Consider the following 17595-nt stretch of genomic DNA (forward strand, 5'->3'; position numbering starts at 1 on the left):
TTCTAGTTGTAAAGGCTAGATAGAGCAGAATATATAATTGCGCACATCAACAGGGATGTTATGAAAATTGCATACTTTTTTTCTGTCCATGAAACTATAATAATAGATAAGCCAATTGCGGCACCGATGAATGTATACCAAGGATAACCATCATTAAAAACGATAAGAAACGTAGCCAATCCACCGATTAACAAGATTGGTAAAAATACCTGGCTGATGATTTTAAACTCTTCAATGTAATACTGAGACACCTTCATTCTCCTTTCTTTCGATTCCGTGAATAAACGTCCTATTATTTAGTAAATCGATTTAGTAACGGATAGTATGTTGTGGTCCAAATCAATGCGTTCTTAATTCTACTACTTTTTTTTCTTTATTGATATGGATTAGAAATATCTTTCCCTTCATCCGAGAAAGTTATTATTTTCCGAATTTACTCTTCTTAATTATTGAGCGTCCTATTATTTACAATTCATTTTTGATGTGTATAATGTGTAGGGTAGTTAGATTACCTTTCTTAATTCTACTACATTTTTTCAATTTAGTATGAATTAAAGCTATTATTTTTGGTAAATAAGAAAGTTTATATCTTCTGAATTTACTTTTTAGCATTATAAGATAGTGGGTGGTAAGAAGCATGAAACTAGAACAAGAATATACTCTTGTCGAACATCTAACGGAGCTCAGAAAGCGGCTAATTATTGTAGCCGTGACTTTTATAATATCGCTAGCAATAGGTTTCGGTATTGCACCTAAAATATTAACGTTCATCAAAATGCAACCTACAGCCCGTCATGTGGAATGGAACGTATTCGGCTATACGGATGGGCTTATGATTTATGTAAAATGCGCTTTACTGTTGGCTATTCTGATTACATTACCCATTGCATTGTACCAGACGTGGTTATTTGTAAAACCGGGAATGTCCAGAGACGAATCAAAAGGAACAGTCATGTTTATTCCGGCCTCTTTTTTATTGTTTTTGGCGGGGGTCAGTTTTAGTTATTTTCTCCTCTTCCCTTTAATGTTGAACTTTATGTCAAATATCAATGAATCGATTGGTGCAGTTGAAACATATGGGATGAAGCAATACTTTACGTTCATGTTTAACTTAATCATTCCAATAGGTATTGTGTTCGAATTGCCGGTCGTCATCCTGTTTTTAACGAAGTTAGGTATTGTAACACCAGAAAAGTTGAGAAAAATGAGAAAGATCGCTTACTTCATGCTTGTAGTAGTCGGAGTTTCAATAACACCACCTGATTTCATTTCCGACTTTCTGATCATTATTCCTTTATTACTACTATTTGAGATCAGCATTCTGGTATCAAGCTGGTCACTGAAAAAAAAGCGTGCAAATGAAGTAAGACGAGAGAAGATGTTGAAGGATTAAGATCGAAGCATTCTTGTAATCAGGAATGTTATACTGATTCAAGTAGCTGTGAGCATGTACAATTCCCAAATAAATGTACATGAATTCAAAGGAGGAACAAATCATGCCATCAAGTATCGGTGTACCCGGTTTAATTATAATTCTAGTGATTGCTTTAATCATATTCGGACCATCCAAGTTGCCTCAATTAGGCAAAGCTGTTGGACAAACACTGAAAGAATTTAAGAATTCAACGAAAGACATCATGGACGATGTCACAGATGAGTTTAAATCAGACGATAAAGAATCAACAGAGAAAAAGAAAATTTAATAGGTAACTCAAAAAAGCCTGCATTAAATACAACTCTCAATTTAGAATTGTATTTGATGCTGGCTTTTTTTATTAAAATATAATACGATTCAATGTAATCTCGATACTCCGATATTAATCTGGCCAGTAATATTAGCAGTCTACTCACTTTCCCACCAATCATATGAAACATACAAATTACAAGGTAGTCAGTGTTTCATTTATGAATAGTAACAGTGGTTCCAATCGAGACCATAGACGCTAATTCTAGAACATCTTCATTATGCATTCGGATACATCCATGTGACACGCTTTTCCCAATAGATGAAGGATTATTTGTGCCATGTATCCCATAATGAGGTTTTGATAACCCCATCCAAAAAGCCCCGAAAGGTCCACCAGGATTGCTTTGTTTGTTTATAATTCTGTATGTCCCCATTGGCGTCGCTGTGACCATTTTCCCTACCGCAATCGGATATATTTTCATTAAGTGATGACCATCGTAAAGTTTTAATCGGTGTTTCCTTGTGGATATATCGATCCATAGGTTGATAAGATCACCTCCATACAAAAGTGAGCGTTCATTTATTGTATGAGGATGGTTCATAGTTAACTGGGTCCAAAATTATCTATATATGTTGAACAAATGGATACAGCGTATGCGCTTTACAATGACTTTTGGGAGGCCGATGAAAAGTCCTAATACTTGGAACGAATTGGAGTTCCCGCTAATACCGCTTCGACGCTTTGTGGATGCCTCCCGCGATAAGCCAGGGCACTGAAAAAGTACAATTTCCTTCAATACCGTTGATTTCCGTTCCGAGCGGACGCTTTCCGCGGGCACGGCTTCAGCCTCCTCGTCACTGCGTTCCTGCGGGGTCTTCAGCTCGCGCTGTTCCCGCTGGAGTCGCCGCTCTTCACTACAATCAACTAGTTCTTACTATAAAAAAGAACTTTTTCAGTGGCTTATCGCTTCGGCCACCACGAAGTCGCGCCTTCGCTGGATGGTCTATGTGAGAAAGCGCATTTCATTAGCGGTGATGAAATCTGCAAACTGGAGTACGTCTTTCTTGACTATAAGTAGTATCAACTAGTAATCACCTTACAATCTCGCCATATACATCCAAAATCACATTTCTCTCGATAATGTATACCCTAGCGCAGGCGCGGCAAAGGCATCCCCAAAGCGCCAAGCGTTCTACAATCCACACCCCGAAATAAAACTCTCTCCTTATTGAGCGCCACAGTAAATTCAATGAGATTCTTTAATTCAACATATATAGCCCGTATTATCAGTCCTAAATTACGATATTTCCCCTAATTTTATTAACAAATAAGATTGAATTCTCTATTTACAATTCATCCCAAGAGTGCTATTATCTATAAAAATCAAATGCGTCGAAGAGAAGAGTAGCTAACGTTCATTCTTTGCAGAAAGCTCCGGTTGCTGAAAAGGAGTAAGAATGCGTTATCGAAACAAGTCTCTGAGCATCACTCCGGAACCAGCAATGGGGATAGAGTGACAGGAGCTCCTGTTATAGAGCCAGGGTATACGCATCTATTTGCCGTACCTGATAAGGTTACGATGGAAACATCGTAATAAACTGGGGTGGCACCACGATTGATATAATCTCGTCCTCAAGACTTAAGGTCTTGGGGGTGGGATTTTTTTATTGTCAAAAAATGAATGATAGAGGAGGAAAATAAAATGAGGCTTGGGAACGTAGTTGAATCTTGGAAATATCCTTTAATGTTGTTAGCTGGAATTGGCATTTCTAATGTGGGCGCCTGGATTTATTTAATTGCGCTTAATTTGATTATCCTTGAGAAAACAGGTTCTCCGCTTGCAGTGGCTGTCCTTTATATCCTTAAACCTTTGGCTACGTTATGTACAAATTTTTGGTCAGGCAGCGTCATAGACCGGTTAAATAAACGTAATTTAATGGTCACTCTTAACCTGGTTAGTGCGGTATTTATCGCTACCTTATCTTTTCTTTCTTCTCTTTGGTCGATCTATCTAGTCGTTTTTTTAATCAATATAGCACGCTCTATATTTGAACCGACATCTATGACTTATATTACAAAACTAATTCCCCCTAAGGATAGAAAACGGTTTAATTCATTACGCAGTTTAATCGATTCTGGAGGCTTTCTAATTGGGCCAGCTATAGCGGGATTGTTATTTATCATCGGCACACCCATTTTTGCCATTTACATGAACGCAATCGCTTTATTATTATCAGGATTAGTCACTATGATGATGCCCAACCTCGAAAAACACATACAGTTTAATAGTACAAATGAAAAAATATCTTTTGAAGTAGTGAAGCAAGATTGGACTGTTGTGTTTAATTTTAGTCGTCGCTACGCCTATATCATGTTCATTTACTTTCTTTTTGGCTGTGTAATGGTCATGGCTACAGCTATTGACTCACTTGAAGTGGCATTTGCTAAAGAGGTCCTTTCTTTATCGGATAGTGAATATAGTTTTTTAGTCAGCATAGCGGGAGCGGGGATCGTAATGGGCGCAATTATTAATACGATGATTGCCACTAAATCATCGACTTCTTTGTTAATTGGTTTAGGCTCCCTATTCGTTTCTATCGGCTATATTGTTTACGCTTTTTCCACTATCTTTTTCATGGCAGCTATTGGGTTTTTCATTCTTTCCTTTTCTCTCGCCTTTGCGAATACAGGCTTCCATACCTTTTACCAAAACAATATCCCCGTCGATGTGATGGGGAGAGTTGGAAGTATTTACGGATTAATTGAAGCTGTTTTAATCATACTTGCAACGACCATAGCTGGCGTGGCAGCTCAACTCATTTCTATTCAGTATGTTGTCATTGTAGGGACATTTGTGATGTTGGTGATTTCCATTACACTGTTTCTTTTTAACATCCGTCCTTCAAAGGCAAAACTATACTCGACTGCCTCTGTAGATTAAATATTAGATCCTTTGTTACAACGCCACTGGACATTCCTATCTCATCATTTAAGATCGATTGCACAACCTTTCATTTCTTTACAAACTATTAACACAAATTTACATGTCCTTCATGTTAGATTAACAACTTCACTTTATAGTTAAATTTGATAGTAGATTAAATAGGAGGTTTTACATTGATGAAAAAGCAGTTCTTTAAAAAAGTTATCCCCATCGCAGTTCTTTCTACTGTTTTGGTCGCAAGTTGGAGTGGTGCAATCACTAATCCAAGCGCCCAGGCAAATGAAGCAGAACTAAACAACAATGCAGAAATCAAAAATGTGATTTTCCTCATTGGTGATGGAATGGGCGTATCCTATACTTCCGCTTATCGTTACTTGAAAGATGATCCTACTACACCTATTGTTGAGAAGACAGCGTTTGACAACTACCTCGTTGGTCAGCAAATGACTTACCCAGAAGATCCTGAACAAACAATAACAGATTCTGCTTCCGCTGCAACTGCAATGTCTGCAGGTGTAAAAACATATAACGCCGCAATTGCTGTGGATAACGACAAATCTAACGTAAAAACTGTTTTAGAGGCTGCAAAAGAAACAGGCAAATCGACTGGACTTATTGCTACCTCAGAAATTACTCATGCAACGCCTGCTGCATTCGGTGCTCACAATGAAAACCGTAAAAACATGGATGCAATTGCCGATGATTATTACAATGAATTAATCAATGGTGAGCATAAAATTGATGTCCTCCTAGGCGGTGGGAAATCAAATTTTGAGCGCTCAGATGTGAATCTTACAGAATCCTTTAAAAAAGATGGATTTAGCTATGTAACCACTAAAGATGAACTGTTAAAGGATACTAATAATCAAATTCTAGGGTTATTTGCTACTGGCGGTCTTCCCAAAATGATTGATCGTCCAGATGATATCCCTTCACTTGAAGAAATGACTACTACAGCAATCGATCGCTTAAGTAAAAATGACAATGGTTTCTTCCTTATGATAGAAGGTAGCCAAATTGACTGGGCTGGCCACGATAATGACATTGTTGGTGCAATGAGCGAAATGGAAGACTTTGAAAAAGCATTTAATGCAGCTATTGAATTTGCAAAAAAAGATAAGCATACGCTAGTCGTAGCAACTGCTGACCATTCTACAGGTGGATTTTCTATAGGTGCAGACGGTAATTATAACTGGCTCACTGATACAATCAAAGCCGCAAAACGGACACCGTCCTTCATGGCAGATGAAATTGCTAATGGTGCTGATGTCGAGAAAACCTTAAAAAGCTATATTGATCAAGAGTTATTACCACTGACAGAAGTTGAAATCGAATCTGTTAAAACTGCTGGTGAAAAAGCGAGTGATATCAATAACGCAATCAAATCAATTTTTGACAAGCGTTCTTATACAGGTTGGACAACAGGTGGACATACTGGTGAAGACGTACCTGTGTATGCTTTCGGTCCATCTAAAGATCGTTTTGCCGGGTTACTCGATAATACAGACCATGCACAAATCATATTCAACATTTTAGATACGGATAAAAGTAAGTAATACTAGTCAGAACCCGTTGCTTCCATTGAAGCAACGGGTTTATTTCTTCATACAAAAAAAGCCCGAGTGATCTATTCCCGAACCTTTCTTTAGTAAAATGAAATTACACCGTTCCCCCCCTTTTTATCCTCTCCTAAATTCCGTCCCAAAAAGTCTTACCGAATACGGATGTGTAAAATCGAATCTACCTTCCACTTTCACACTTTCATCTACAATCTCCCCGTTATTCATCACATATAGCCGGTCACACATATACGCAACAGCTTGCAAATCATGCGCTATGAAAAGTAGGGCCATACCGGTTTCACGGTTAAGTTCTATTAGTAAATCAATAATTTCTTTTTGAATCAATCGATCCAGACTGGAAATGATTTCATCACATACGAGTAGTTTAGGTTCCACGAGAATTGATCTGAGCAAGTTAACACGTTGCCTTTCTCCACCACTCAGTTCGGAAGGACGTCTATGTAAATGAGCTTCCGTTAACTTTACCTTGCCGAGCATGCGTCGAATATGAGCATCCCGGTCCCCTTTCTTATTACGAAGCGGTTCCATCAAGATTTCACGTACAGTCCATAATGGATTGAGGGCAGCCGATGCGTTTTGAAAGATGAGTTGGCACCCTTTGTAAAATGCTTTTCGGGACTGCCTCGTGACGAGCGAACCATTGAATAAAATTGTTCCGTCATCAGGCGCTTCAAGTTGCATAATTACACGTGTCAGCGTACTTTTCCCGCTTCCACTTTCCCCGACAAGCCCAACGATTTCACCTTCTCCAACTGTGAGACTGATTGCACGAAGGACTTCTTTCGCTTTAGTTCCACTACCATACCTTTTTGATACACTTTCCATCACTAACACCGTCACACCTCCATTCCTTTAAAACCTACTATCCAACAAAAGCTTCGTGTAAGGATGCTTAGGACAATCAAATACCTCCACCACACTGCCAGTTTCAATAACTTCACCATGACGCATAACAACCATGTCATGTGCCGCCTCTGCAACGATATCCAAGTCGTGCGTTATAAGAAGAATTGTTGTTCCATGCCGCTCGTTCAATCGCTTTAGCAGCCCAATGAATTCCTTTTGTAGCACCATATCGAGTGCAGAAGTGGGTTCATCTGCAATTAAAAGGGCCGGTTCCATATACAGTGCACACGCAATCATACATCGTTGCAACATACCGCCCGATAATTCGAATGGATACTGTTCCATGATTTCCGATGCAAGGCCAAGATCATCCAAAATGCCCTCCATCTTCACTCGAAATTCTTCAATTGTATCGCCCGTTTTTCTTCCTGAAAACTCAAAAAGTTGACGCCTCATCTTCACAGAGGGATTAAAGCTGTTCGCCGCATCTTGGAAAATTGTAAATAGGTGTTTTTTTCTAATTTCCATCATTTCTCTATCCGAAACCGTAATCAAGTTTTTATCGTTAAATATAGCCTGTCCAGTTACCTTCGCTCCTGTTGGTACTATTCCGAGCAGTGCGGAAACCGTCATACTTTTCCCACTGCCGCTTTCACCAATAATGGAAGTAATCTTTCCGAGTGGAACAGAAAACGAACTATTACGCACAATCGATTTACCATCGATATCAATCGACAATTGATGTACCCTAAGCATTTAAACGCCTCCGTTCCGGATCTTTCAACGCTTCACCGATAAAGTTAATCGCAAGTATTGTAATGAAAATCATTATGCCCGGGAACAATCCAATCCACCAAGCCCCAATTAGGATATCATTTTGCGCATAGTACAACATATTACCCCATGATGGAATCGCTGGTGGTACACCAATCCCCAGAAAACTAAGCGACACTTCAATGAATATAGCTCCTGCAAAGTTAAACAATGTAACAACGAATATAGCCGGAATACAATTGCGAAGCATATGACTAAAGATAATTTTCCACACCGGTGTTCCGAACATTATCGCCATTTTCACAAATTCCGCATCCTTCAATCGAATAAATTCAGAGCGAACGATACGTGCGGTAACCAACCAACCTGTAACGCCAATAATGAGAGCCATACTCCACATTCCGCCTTGCATGAATGCTTGAAACGCTAAAATAATAATAAGCGAAGGAATCGTAATGAGCGCTTCTAAAAACCGCATCATAACAGTATCGACGAATCCACCAATATAGCCGCTAATTCCGCCGTATAGAACACCCATAACAAGCGATACTAGTACAGAAATACTTGCAACAGTTAGCGTTACTTTACCGCCCTCTAAAAGACGTGAAAAGACATCGCGTCCAAGATGATCAGTTCCTAACAGATGACCTTCCCCAGGGGAGACGTATACTTTATCGAGATTCATATCATTTGGTTCATACGATGAAAGGAAGCTTGCAAAAGTAGTTAGGATTATGATAACGCCGAGGACAACGCACCAAAAAATCAATGCTTTTTTTGATTTCATTTATCGCACATCCCCTTTCCGTAGCCTCGGATTCAATAAATACGTAATGAGGTCAATAACGAAAAGGCTTATGACAACGATTAAACCCGTTAGTAAAATACCACCCATCAACAATGGGAAATCTTTCGTAACCACCGCTTTTACGGTTAGTTGACCAAGCCCCGACCATGAAAAGAGCGATTCTACGATAATCGACCCGCCAACAAATGAAGGAATGGTCATCCCGATATAATTCAAATAGGGAATAGATGCATTGCGCAAAATCCCTTTTCGAATGACTTGCTCCGCGACACCATTGGCACGTGCTACCGTTACATAATAGTTACGGCTTTCTACTTTGATGCTTTCTTGGAGAAAGCGTGCATAAATTCCAACGTGAGTCAAAATGATAACAGTTGCAGGCATGAGTAGATAACGCAATTTATCCAAAAATCCACCTTCACCGCCGATATCTCCTGTTCCAGATGACGGAAGGATGCCGAGTTTGACTGCAAATAATGAAATAAATAAAATACCAAGCCAAAACGCTGGAATTGAAGAAGTCACAATACTGACTGTCGATAATCCTTTATCCCACACAGATCCAGCCTTCATGCCCGCTGTCGTTCCAAGCCAGATTGAACCTATACTAATAAAAAATAGCGTCACGCCGAAAAGAAGTAATGTATTTGGCAACCGTTCCATAAGAATTGTCGATACGGGCCGCCCTTCTTTATACGAAACACCTAAATTCCCTTTCACTGTTTCCGCTAACCACGTACCATACTGCGCAATGACAGGTCGGTCAAGCGAAAAAACACGGCTGATTCGTTCTTTTTCAGCCGCGTTCAATGTTTGTGCATTCCCTCCGTAAAAAGCCGCTGCCGGATCACCGGGAGCTGCATGCATGATGAAAAAAGAGAGGAAGCTCACGATGAGGAGGACAATTATCCCCATCACCATTCGCTTCCCAATCCATTTAACGGTCATTCCACGTCCACTCCTCAACATTCCAGAGGAAACCAGATCCATGATGGCCAAGTATTCGTTCTTTCACACCGCTTAGATTTTTATTAATCCCGTAAACCGCGTCTTCGTACGCGATATAAGCAAATGCAGGGTCCTTCGCAAGCTCAGCTTGAAACTCCATATAAATTGCTTTGCGTTCTTCAGCATCTGTCGAAAAACGGCCTTTTTCAAGTAGCTCATCTACTTTTGCATTCGAATAGCTACCGTAGTTATAACCAGAGCTCGTCAAAACCGACTGATCCGTATGGAACAAAATATGTGTATGATGATCCGCATCGTACGGACTACCCCACCCGACCATGAATGCTTCTGCATCTTCGATTGTAATGGCACTCCAGTCAAGCGCATCTACTTTTACATCAGCGCCAATTTTCTTGAATCCTTCGGCAGCATAGTTCGCCATATTTACGCGTACTGTATCCGATACAGGTGCCGTAATCGTAAACGCCAATTTTTCATCATTTTTATAACGGAAACCATCTTTTTCTTCTTTCCAGCCTGCTCCGTCTAGAAGCTCTTTTGCTTTTTCAATGTCGTATGCATACTTCTCTACATTTTCATTGTTAAATGCATGTTTTTGAAGTGGTGAATACGCTTCTGTCCCGTATCCTTTCAAAATACCTTTGACGATTTGAGCGCGATCAATCGCATAGCTAAATGCGCGCCTCACGTCAACATCTTTCCACAAGTCAATGGTCGTATTGAAAAGGATACCGCGGTAATCCGCAGATTCAATATCGTAAATTTTAATATTCTTTTCTTTTTCCAACTCTTCAACTTGGACCGGGTCGAGTAGTGCAATATCGACTTCTCCAGACTTGAGTTGCAATGCACGGACATTACTATCCGGAATGAATTTAAAAATCACTTTTTCAATAGAAGGCTTTGTTCCATGAAAATTATTATAGGCTTTTAACGTTAAACTGTTGCCACGGTCCCACTTATCAAACATATATGGACCCGCGCCGATTGGATGACTATTGAATTCAGCTGTCCTCATCTCAACGCCTTCAAAAGCATGCTTGGGCAAAATTGGAGCCGTTAACTTATCAAGCATCGGCGTGAATGGGCGTTTAAGTTTCAATTCAAGTTTGTAGTCGTCAATTTTTGTCACCGAATCCACTTCCGTGAAATCCGACTTCAAAAACGAAGCATTATTATCGTCTAGTATGCTCTCAATTGTGAAAATCACATCGTCAGCAGTAAGTGGTTCGCCGTCGTGAAACGTAATGTCTTCTTTCAATTTAAACGTATACGTTAGCTTATCCGGTGATAGTTCATATGATTCAGCGATATCCATTGTTGGCTCATTGTTCTCATCGAACCGTATCAGACCGCGGAATAATAGCGCATCCAGGTTCGTTTCTTCCAGTAGCGGATTAAGCCCTTCAAATTCAGTTTCCGACGCATAGACAAGTCGGTTTTCTTTTGTTTTCGAAGTTTCTTTCTCCTTGTTTCCACAACCCGCAATAACGAGTAAAATAGCAATAAAAATAATATATGCATTTGTTTTCCTTCTAAACATAGTAACCTCCAAAAAAATGTAATTCTATACTTACTAATTATAAAGAGCAGGATGTTCAATGTCTAACCTAACGCAGTTTGGAACAATCTTCTTGCAGACTTTCCGACTAAAATCCTGTAACTCGGGCATATTATCATGAACAAAAAAATAAGGAGGGTGATTATATGATGAACAAGATGGCCGTGACAGCACTTGGACTTGGCGCAGCATATTTAATGAGAAATAAAGATGCTAGGAACAAGCTGATGAAACAGGTTGAATCGTTCACAGGTACACTTTCCAAGAAAAGCGAATCGCAAAGTAATTCGTAAAATTGTTTTATAAACGATTAAGCGAAAAAACTTTTGCACAAAAACGGCAACCCTTAAATAGGTTGCCGTTTTTGTTGTGAAAATGTCGAATATAGCATTAGTTTACAACAGCATTTCGACGCTCCGTATACAGGACAATAAAGATACTCGCTTCGTAAAGCAACGCCATTGGAATCAGTACAATGAGTTGGCTCACAAAATCCGGCGGTGTAATCAAAGCCGAAATTATAGCGATGGCAAGATACGACCATTTACGCACTTTTTTCATTGATTCCGCTGTAAGTAACCCGATTGCCGCCAAAAACATCGCAACAATTGGTAACTCGAATAATATCCCGATTGGCATAGTCGTCATTAGCAAGAAACTGATGTATTCTTGCGCCGACACCATTACATTAAAATTCACGGCTCCCAATGAGACAAGAAACTTATAGCTAAGCGGATTGACGATAAAATAACCAAATGATACACCTATAAGGAAAAGCAGTAACATTACAGGCGAATACATGCTTAGAAACCGGCTTTCCCGTTCGTTAAGTCCCGGTTTAACAAATTGCCAGAGAAAATGACAGAGAAAAGGGATTGATAAACCCAATGCAAGTGCTGTGGAAATCGACATGTAAAACTTCACAACTTCGAGTGGTCCAAGAATGATTAGCTCATGGCCGCGGGTAATATACGGGAACCATAAATTAATACTTGAAAACACTGCGATTAGAAAAAAAAGGAAAACAGCTGCACTTTTGACGAGCTGTTTTCTTAGGTCTGTGAGATGGTCAACAAGAGACGGAGCAGCTTCAAAATTGCTTTCTACGACCTTGTCATCCCGAGTAATGTCAGATTCTATTTCCGGTTTAACGGGTATACCAATCTTCGTCTTTTCGACTTGGACTTTATCAAGCGGACTTAAAATTTTACGACTGTGATCTCCGTATGGATCCATACTTTCACCTGCTTATAGTTGATCCGTTTTCTTTATTTCCTTTGGGGTTACTGGTTCTTCATCCTCCATAATATCTTTCGCTGACCTTTTAAATTCAGCAAGTGTTTTCCCTACCGCGGCTCCCACTTCGGGTAACTTTTTCGGCCCGAACAAGATGAGAACAATAACAAGAATGATGATTAAACCCGGTACGCCAATACTCGCTAAACTCATTGCCAAAGTCTCCCTTCATTTTCAAACAAGTGACCCACCAGCTTTACTGTATTTAACAATTCCTTCTGCTGCGCGATAAGCGAGCGCGCCAACTGTCCCCGTAGGATTGTAGCCGCCGTTATGCGGGAAGTTTCCAGCTCCAAGAACAAATAGATTTTCTGCATCCCAGTGTTGTAATTGAGTATTGACGACACTATTATCCGGGCTTGCTCCCATAATTGTTCCGCCGGTATTATGCGTCGTCTGGTATGGCACAATATCATAGTTGGTAATTGGATTTCCAGCCATCACTGTCTTCGCACCCATCTCTTTCATTATGACTGCCGTCTTTTCAGTTAAGTACTTGTGCAAGTTCTTATCTTGTTCAGTAAAATTGTATGTCAATTGAAGCAATGGGACCCCATATGCATCCTTATAATTTGGGTCAAGTGACAAGAAATTCTCCTTATGAGGAAGTGAGGCACCCTGCCCGCCAATATTTAGCGTGCGCGTGTAATTATAAATCGATGATTTTTTGAAATCTTCACCCCACACAGGTGTATCTGGCGGAAGAGGATTGGTCGCAATCGGCCTTACACCCGTCTGTGTTATGGATAGGCTTGCCCCGTGAATGAAATCTAGATCCCCATGATCAAAATTGTCACCATTGAAATCATCAATTGACATCCCAAGCGACCCCGCACCCATGAAGACATTCATTTGTTCATCAAAAAAGCCTGTTGCACCCGGCAAAACCTGGTACGCATAGTTTTTACCAAGCGTCCCTTTTCCAGTATCCGGATCGTACATTTCTCCAATTCCCGATACCATAAGAAGCTTCGCATTATTCATCATATAGCTTGTAAGTACTACGACTTCGGCTGGTTGGATGAATTCTTCACCGGTTTGCGTATCGATATATCTAACTCCAGTCACTTTATTGCCTTTCTTCAACACTTCGACGACATTTGCATAGAAACGGACATCGTAGTTCCCCGTTTTTCTTGCAGTCGGAATGACAGTAATCTCCGGAGATGTTTTCGCACCGTATTCACAGCCAAACCGCTCGCAAAAACCGCAATATTGACACGCCATGATTGATTCTCCATCTGGATTTTCATACGACTCGGACAAATTTGCAGATGGTAACATGAAAGGACTATACCCAAGTTTGCTTGCTGCCTTTTCAAACTTTTTTAGAATCGGTGTCCGCTTCATAGGAGGCGTCGGAAACTCTGAGGAGCGTTTCCCCGCAAATGGATTTTTATTCTCTCCAGAGATGCCGGCTGTCTTTTCAAATTTATCGAAGTAAGGCTCTAGCTCGTCATATGTAACGCCCCAATCTTGAATCAGATAGTCGCTTGAGAGTTTATCTTTTCCATATTTCTTATCCGTCATCGATTTAATCTCAAAATCATACGGAAGAAATCGCCAAGTATGCCCGTTCCAATGCGTCCCCGAACCGCCGAGACCTTCCGCAAGAAGAAACGATCCCATCTGCCTCATAGGAAGCGCCCGCATCTTCCGGGAATTCCTAAACGTAATCGTTTCCTTTGAGAGATCCTGCATTAAATCGTAACGAATCGCGTAGCGAAACTCATCATGTACTAATGAGTAGTCTTTTGTACTTCTTTCCTTACCACGCTCTAGTCCAAGTACTTTCAAACCAGCTTTTGCACACTCTGCGCCAATGATACCACCGGCCCATCCAACACCAACTGTAATAACATCTACTTTCTCCAACGTTGTTGCCATACGCTATTTCCCCCCTTAATGTTCCATACTCGTAAGTGATACTGGTTCGTACTTCACAAATTTTTCATTTTCAATTTCGGCGATATAGGTCATTTGATTGCCCGGAAATTCCTTCATACGCCAAGCATCCATGTTCACGTTGCCGTTATAAATTGGATCCGCGTAGACACCTTCTAATGTTGCTTGTCGAAGAAGCTTGAAGAAAAATTCTGACGATACGCCCTTCATATCAATTTCATTTTTTTGGAATGCAGTAATGATTTCATCCATTTGCGCACCCTCGAGGTCGACAAACCCTTGTTTGAACCGCTTGTTTGCTTGCTCATCCATTATTGCGATACCTTGTCTAAAGATTTCTGCACGTGTCAACTTACTTTGGTAGCCTTGAGTCGCTTCACCCGCAAAAAACGGTCCTTGCATATATTCCTTCACATTGCTTCCATAATTGCCTGCAAGCTGATTGTCGATGAAATACGGAGCACCAAGTGCAATTGCTCCAGGTCCTAGGTCATCTTCAGGGAATATCCGTTCAACTGCTTGAGACAATACATTGAATTCAGCCATATTTGTAAAGTACATTAAGCCCCGATTGCTAACAGCTGTCGGTTCGCCGCCAGCTCCTTTATGGTCACCCGTGCCGGCAACTTGACCTTCCTTGTTGACGTTGTAACCGACAAGTCCCCCTATGAGCCCCCCTCCCACGAGAGCCCCTGTTGCAATTCCCGTTGTCTTCAGAAAGTCTCGTCTCGATAAGCCTTTTTTTTCCACTGCCATCCTTTATCCTCCTCAGTATGACTGTCGTCTATATAATGATTCCTAGCACAAAGCATGGCAGTCCTATCCATTTTTTATACAATACATGGATTTTTTTGATCAACTTAATTTTTACTCACACGCATAACGGGATATACTGAAAAAAACGAAATACGAAAGGAGTTTTCCGATGAAACGCCTTCTCCTCTTCTTTTTTCTATTTATACTAGCTGGGTGCACAGATCAAGCACGTCCTTCACCCCATGCGAATCCTGAACTCGCAGAAAAGGTCACAGTAAATCTCATCGCACCATGGTCCATTGATTTCGATGGAGAACATTTTTTCATCTCTGAGAAAGAAGGGTCAGTTGTTAAGGTATGGGGAAACGGTCAGACTTTACGCGAGGATGTCTTTCTTGCGAAGCCATTAGCAAATGTAGCTGAATCTGGTTTGCTTGGTTTCGTGTTAAAAAAGGATTTTCTGAAATCGCATGAAGCATATGCCTACTACACATATGATTTAGAAGGCACACCTGTAAATCGAATCGTAACATTACACTATGACGGAACTTCGTGGCATGAAAAAGACATACTGTTGGACGGAATCGTATCAGGTCCAGTCCATCATGGCGGGCGTCTTGCACTCTCTCCGAATGGTGTTTTATATGCAACAATTGGCGATGGGGCAAATCCTGATTCAGCACAAGACACTGATTTATTCAACGGGAAAATAATCCGGTTAACTGATGGCAACACATTTGAATTGGTGAGCATCGGACATCGAAATTCACAAGGGCTTGCGTGGGATGAAAGCGGAGTATTATATGCATCAGAACACGGTCAATCTGCAAATGATGAAATTAATAAAATTGAAGCCGGGAACAATTATGGATGGCCAATCATCGAGGGAACGGAATTAGCAGAAGGCATGGAAAAACCACTTCTCACCTCTGGTACTGGAGAAACATGGGCGCCATCAGGCATTACTTTTCACAAGGGATTGTTGTACGTTGCTGCACTCCGCGGTGAGGCGATTCTTGTCATTGACCCATTGGCTGGCAAACTCCTTGAGAAAATAGAAGGCTATGGCCGCATCCGTGACGTGTTTTCGGATGGCGAGTCATTATTTTTCATAACAAATAATACCGATGGTAGAGGGAACCCTGCCGAAGATGATGATGTGCTATATCGCTTGAAATAGGTGTTAGAAAAACCGACCAAAAGTGCCAGCGCCTGGTCAGAGGCGCTGGAGTCTAGAAGTGAAATAGCTTCTTTTGGAGGTTATCCCCAGGACGAGATTTTATAGTTTCCTATGAAATGAAAAAAGGCTCCCCGACACAGGCAGCCTCATTCTATTTACTTCATAATCGCTTTCACCAATGCCTTACATCTTTCAAATCGCTCTTCATAATCCCCACTTACAATGACATATTCAACGCCAGCTTCATCAAACATTTTCTTTAACTTACGGTTATTTTCTTCTCGAATGGACTGATCTCCGTGAACACGTATACCATCGTTCACCCACGCCACATCGGGCTCCAAATAAATATGTAAATCATACTCTTGTAACTTTGCCACTTCAGTTAGGATATCTAGCCTTTTCCCGACATATAACTCCGAATAATACTGGGTAACAATCGCTTCAGTGTCGATAAAAAGCACTTTATTTGCCGTCCTTGTTTGCATACGTTCATGATATTTATGCTCAAACGCAATTTCATGGTAATCACTTTCTAGCGTAATCGACATAGAATCTTTGAATTTGTCATAATATGTACGACCGTATTCCTCAACATATGACGTATTATACACGCGTGCTAGATTTCGAACGAGCGTTGACTTCCCACTACTCTCCGTCCCAATGACAGCAACCTTTTTCACAAAATAGGGACGGACTTCTTGGGGAATCATATGCCAATGAACGTAAGGCCCTTCATCCCTAATCTTTGTTGCCGAAATGTCAAATAGCTCACGATCATTATCAAGCACGATATGTTCAGCGTCTGGATATAACTCATTAAAGTATTCATTATAACTACTCTCAGAACTGAAGACCGTATCGATTACTTTCCCTACACACGCTTTAATCGCTTTCGCGCCTGCCGTCCAATCTTCAAATTTCCCTGTTTGCTTTTCTTCAACACTATGTACAAATACATGATCCAAATCAGCCGTAATTTCGCTCCACCAACGAAGTCGTTGAACCGCTGAAATTGGTTTCATTCCTGTCCCTTCGAAAACTTCTTCCTCATATTCTTCATCATATGAAACAACGACATGTAATTCGTCGACGATTGTTGAAGCCATTACCATCGCATTCACATGGCCTAAATGTACCGGTAAAAATTTCCCGCCGTACATCCCAATTCTACGTTTCGCTGGCATCTTTCCTGCCCCCCAGAATACTTTCTTATGAGTCCAATACTACAAGGTCTTGCACTAATAAGAAAAGCGCAAGCCCCTTGGTAGCCCCGACACTTGCT

Annotated in this window: 18 protein-coding genes and 1 other annotated feature; of the genes, 6 read left to right on the plus strand and 12 right to left on the minus strand. The window is 40.7% G+C overall.

Annotation, left to right across the window (positions count from 1 at the left end):
- Positions 1–2 precede the first annotated feature (2 nt).
- Entirely contained in the window at positions 3–251 is a 249-nt protein-coding gene (locus tag MKY15_RS06335) for a hypothetical protein (protein ID WP_067213614.1), read from the minus strand.
- Between the two features lie 386 nt (positions 252–637).
- Here MKY15_RS06335 and tatC (MKY15_RS06340) point away from each other — a divergent pair, with 386 nt between their 5' ends.
- Both tatC (MKY15_RS06340) and tatA (MKY15_RS06345) read left to right on the plus strand, forming a co-directional pair.
- A complete protein-coding gene (tatC, locus tag MKY15_RS06340) occupies positions 638–1393 on the plus strand; it encodes a twin-arginine translocase subunit TatC (RefSeq protein ID WP_067213615.1) in 756 nt (251 codons plus the stop codon).
- Between the two features lie 103 nt (positions 1394–1496).
- Positions 1497–1703, plus strand: a complete 207-nt coding sequence (gene tatA, locus MKY15_RS06345) for a twin-arginine translocase TatA/TatE family subunit (RefSeq protein WP_067213616.1) — start codon at positions 1497–1499, stop codon at positions 1701–1703.
- 196 nt (positions 1704–1899) lie between these two features.
- On the opposite strand, the gene MKY15_RS06350 is transcribed toward tatA (MKY15_RS06345), so the two are convergent.
- Positions 1900–2235 carry a L,D-transpeptidase gene (locus tag MKY15_RS06350; RefSeq protein WP_067214102.1) on the minus strand — a complete coding sequence of 112 codons (336 nt, stop codon included), beginning with the start codon at positions 2233–2235 and terminating at the stop codon, positions 1900–1902.
- Between the two features lie 836 nt (positions 2236–3071).
- Positions 3072–3325 (plus strand) — a binding site (T-box leader).
- Between the two features lie 65 nt (positions 3326–3390).
- Between MKY15_RS06350 and MKY15_RS06355 the strand changes: the two genes are divergently transcribed.
- Positions 3391–4629, plus strand: a complete 1239-nt coding sequence (locus MKY15_RS06355; protein WP_342539277.1) for an MFS transporter — start codon at positions 3391–3393, stop codon at positions 4627–4629.
- A 179-nt stretch (positions 4630–4808) separates the two neighbouring features.
- Positions 4809–6188: an alkaline phosphatase gene (locus MKY15_RS06360; protein WP_342539715.1), complete on the plus strand. Its 1380-nt coding sequence runs from the start codon at positions 4809–4811 to the stop codon at positions 6186–6188.
- A 123-nt stretch (positions 6189–6311) separates the two neighbouring features.
- Here MKY15_RS06360 and MKY15_RS06365 read toward each other — a convergent pair whose 3' ends face one another.
- The 5 genes from MKY15_RS06365 to MKY15_RS06385 are packed head-to-tail and all read right to left on the minus strand — an operon-like array spanning position 6312 to position 11155.
- The gene (locus tag MKY15_RS06365) at positions 6312–7040 is read right to left on the minus strand and encodes an ABC transporter ATP-binding protein (protein ID WP_342539716.1); all 729 of its coding nucleotides are present in this window, start codon (positions 7038–7040) and stop codon (positions 6312–6314) included.
- A 27-nt stretch (positions 7041–7067) separates the two neighbouring features.
- The gene (locus MKY15_RS06370; protein ID WP_342539278.1) at positions 7068–7817 is read right to left on the minus strand and encodes an ABC transporter ATP-binding protein; all 750 of its coding nucleotides are present in this window, start codon (positions 7815–7817) and stop codon (positions 7068–7070) included.
- The gene (locus MKY15_RS06375; protein WP_342539279.1) at positions 7810–8622 is read right to left on the minus strand and encodes an ABC transporter permease; all 813 of its coding nucleotides are present in this window, start codon (positions 8620–8622) and stop codon (positions 7810–7812) included. The genes MKY15_RS06370 and MKY15_RS06375 overlap by 8 nt, the downstream gene beginning before the upstream one ends.
- Positions 8623–9591: an ABC transporter permease gene (locus MKY15_RS06380; protein ID WP_342539280.1), complete on the minus strand. Its 969-nt coding sequence runs from the start codon at positions 9589–9591 to the stop codon at positions 8623–8625.
- The gene (locus MKY15_RS06385; RefSeq protein ID WP_067213623.1) at positions 9581–11155 is read right to left on the minus strand and encodes an ABC transporter substrate-binding protein; all 1575 of its coding nucleotides are present in this window, start codon (positions 11153–11155) and stop codon (positions 9581–9583) included. The genes MKY15_RS06380 and MKY15_RS06385 overlap by 11 nt, the downstream gene beginning before the upstream one ends.
- Before the next feature lie 164 nt (positions 11156–11319).
- On the opposite strand from MKY15_RS06385, the gene MKY15_RS06390 reads away from it, so the two are divergent.
- Positions 11320–11466, plus strand: a complete 147-nt coding sequence (locus MKY15_RS06390; RefSeq protein ID WP_187046168.1) for a hypothetical protein — start codon at positions 11320–11322, stop codon at positions 11464–11466.
- Positions 11467–11563: 97 nt separating this feature from the next.
- On the opposite strand, the gene tatC (MKY15_RS06395) is transcribed toward MKY15_RS06390, so the two are convergent.
- The 4 genes from tatC (MKY15_RS06395) to MKY15_RS06410 are packed head-to-tail and all read right to left on the minus strand — an operon-like array spanning position 11564 to position 15130.
- Positions 11564–12409 (minus strand): twin-arginine translocase subunit TatC, encoded by an 846-nt coding sequence (tatC, locus tag MKY15_RS06395; protein WP_067213624.1) that lies wholly within the window; start codon positions 12407–12409, stop codon positions 11564–11566.
- Positions 12410–12421: 12 nt separating this feature from the next.
- Complete coding sequence (gene tatA, locus MKY15_RS06400) at positions 12422–12622, minus strand: twin-arginine translocase TatA/TatE family subunit (RefSeq protein WP_187046170.1); 201 nt, start codon at positions 12620–12622, stop codon at positions 12422–12424.
- Between the two features lie 21 nt (positions 12623–12643).
- Positions 12644–14356 (minus strand): GMC family oxidoreductase, encoded by a 1713-nt coding sequence (locus MKY15_RS06405; protein ID WP_067213626.1) that lies wholly within the window; start codon positions 14354–14356, stop codon positions 12644–12646.
- 15 nt (positions 14357–14371) lie between these two features.
- On the minus strand, positions 14372–15130 hold the full coding sequence (locus MKY15_RS06410) for a gluconate 2-dehydrogenase subunit 3 family protein (protein WP_067213627.1): 759 nt from the start codon (positions 15128–15130) through the stop codon (positions 14372–14374).
- 169 nt (positions 15131–15299) lie between these two features.
- Between MKY15_RS06410 and MKY15_RS06415 the strand changes: the two genes are divergently transcribed.
- Complete coding sequence (locus MKY15_RS06415; RefSeq protein ID WP_342539281.1) at positions 15300–16310, plus strand: PQQ-dependent sugar dehydrogenase; 1011 nt, start codon at positions 15300–15302, stop codon at positions 16308–16310.
- A 155-nt stretch (positions 16311–16465) separates the two neighbouring features.
- Here the strand turns inward: MKY15_RS06415 and nadR are convergent, their stop codons facing one another.
- Positions 16466–17497: a multifunctional transcriptional regulator/nicotinamide-nucleotide adenylyltransferase/ribosylnicotinamide kinase NadR gene (nadR, locus tag MKY15_RS06420; protein ID WP_342539282.1), complete on the minus strand. Its 1032-nt coding sequence runs from the start codon at positions 17495–17497 to the stop codon at positions 16466–16468.
- Between the last annotated feature and the right edge of the window lie 98 nt (positions 17498–17595).

Origin of the sequence: Sporosarcina sp. FSL K6-1540 (assembly GCF_038620285.1) — a bacterium.
Classification (GTDB): domain Bacteria; phylum Bacillota; class Bacilli; order Bacillales_A; family Planococcaceae; genus Sporosarcina; species Sporosarcina psychrophila.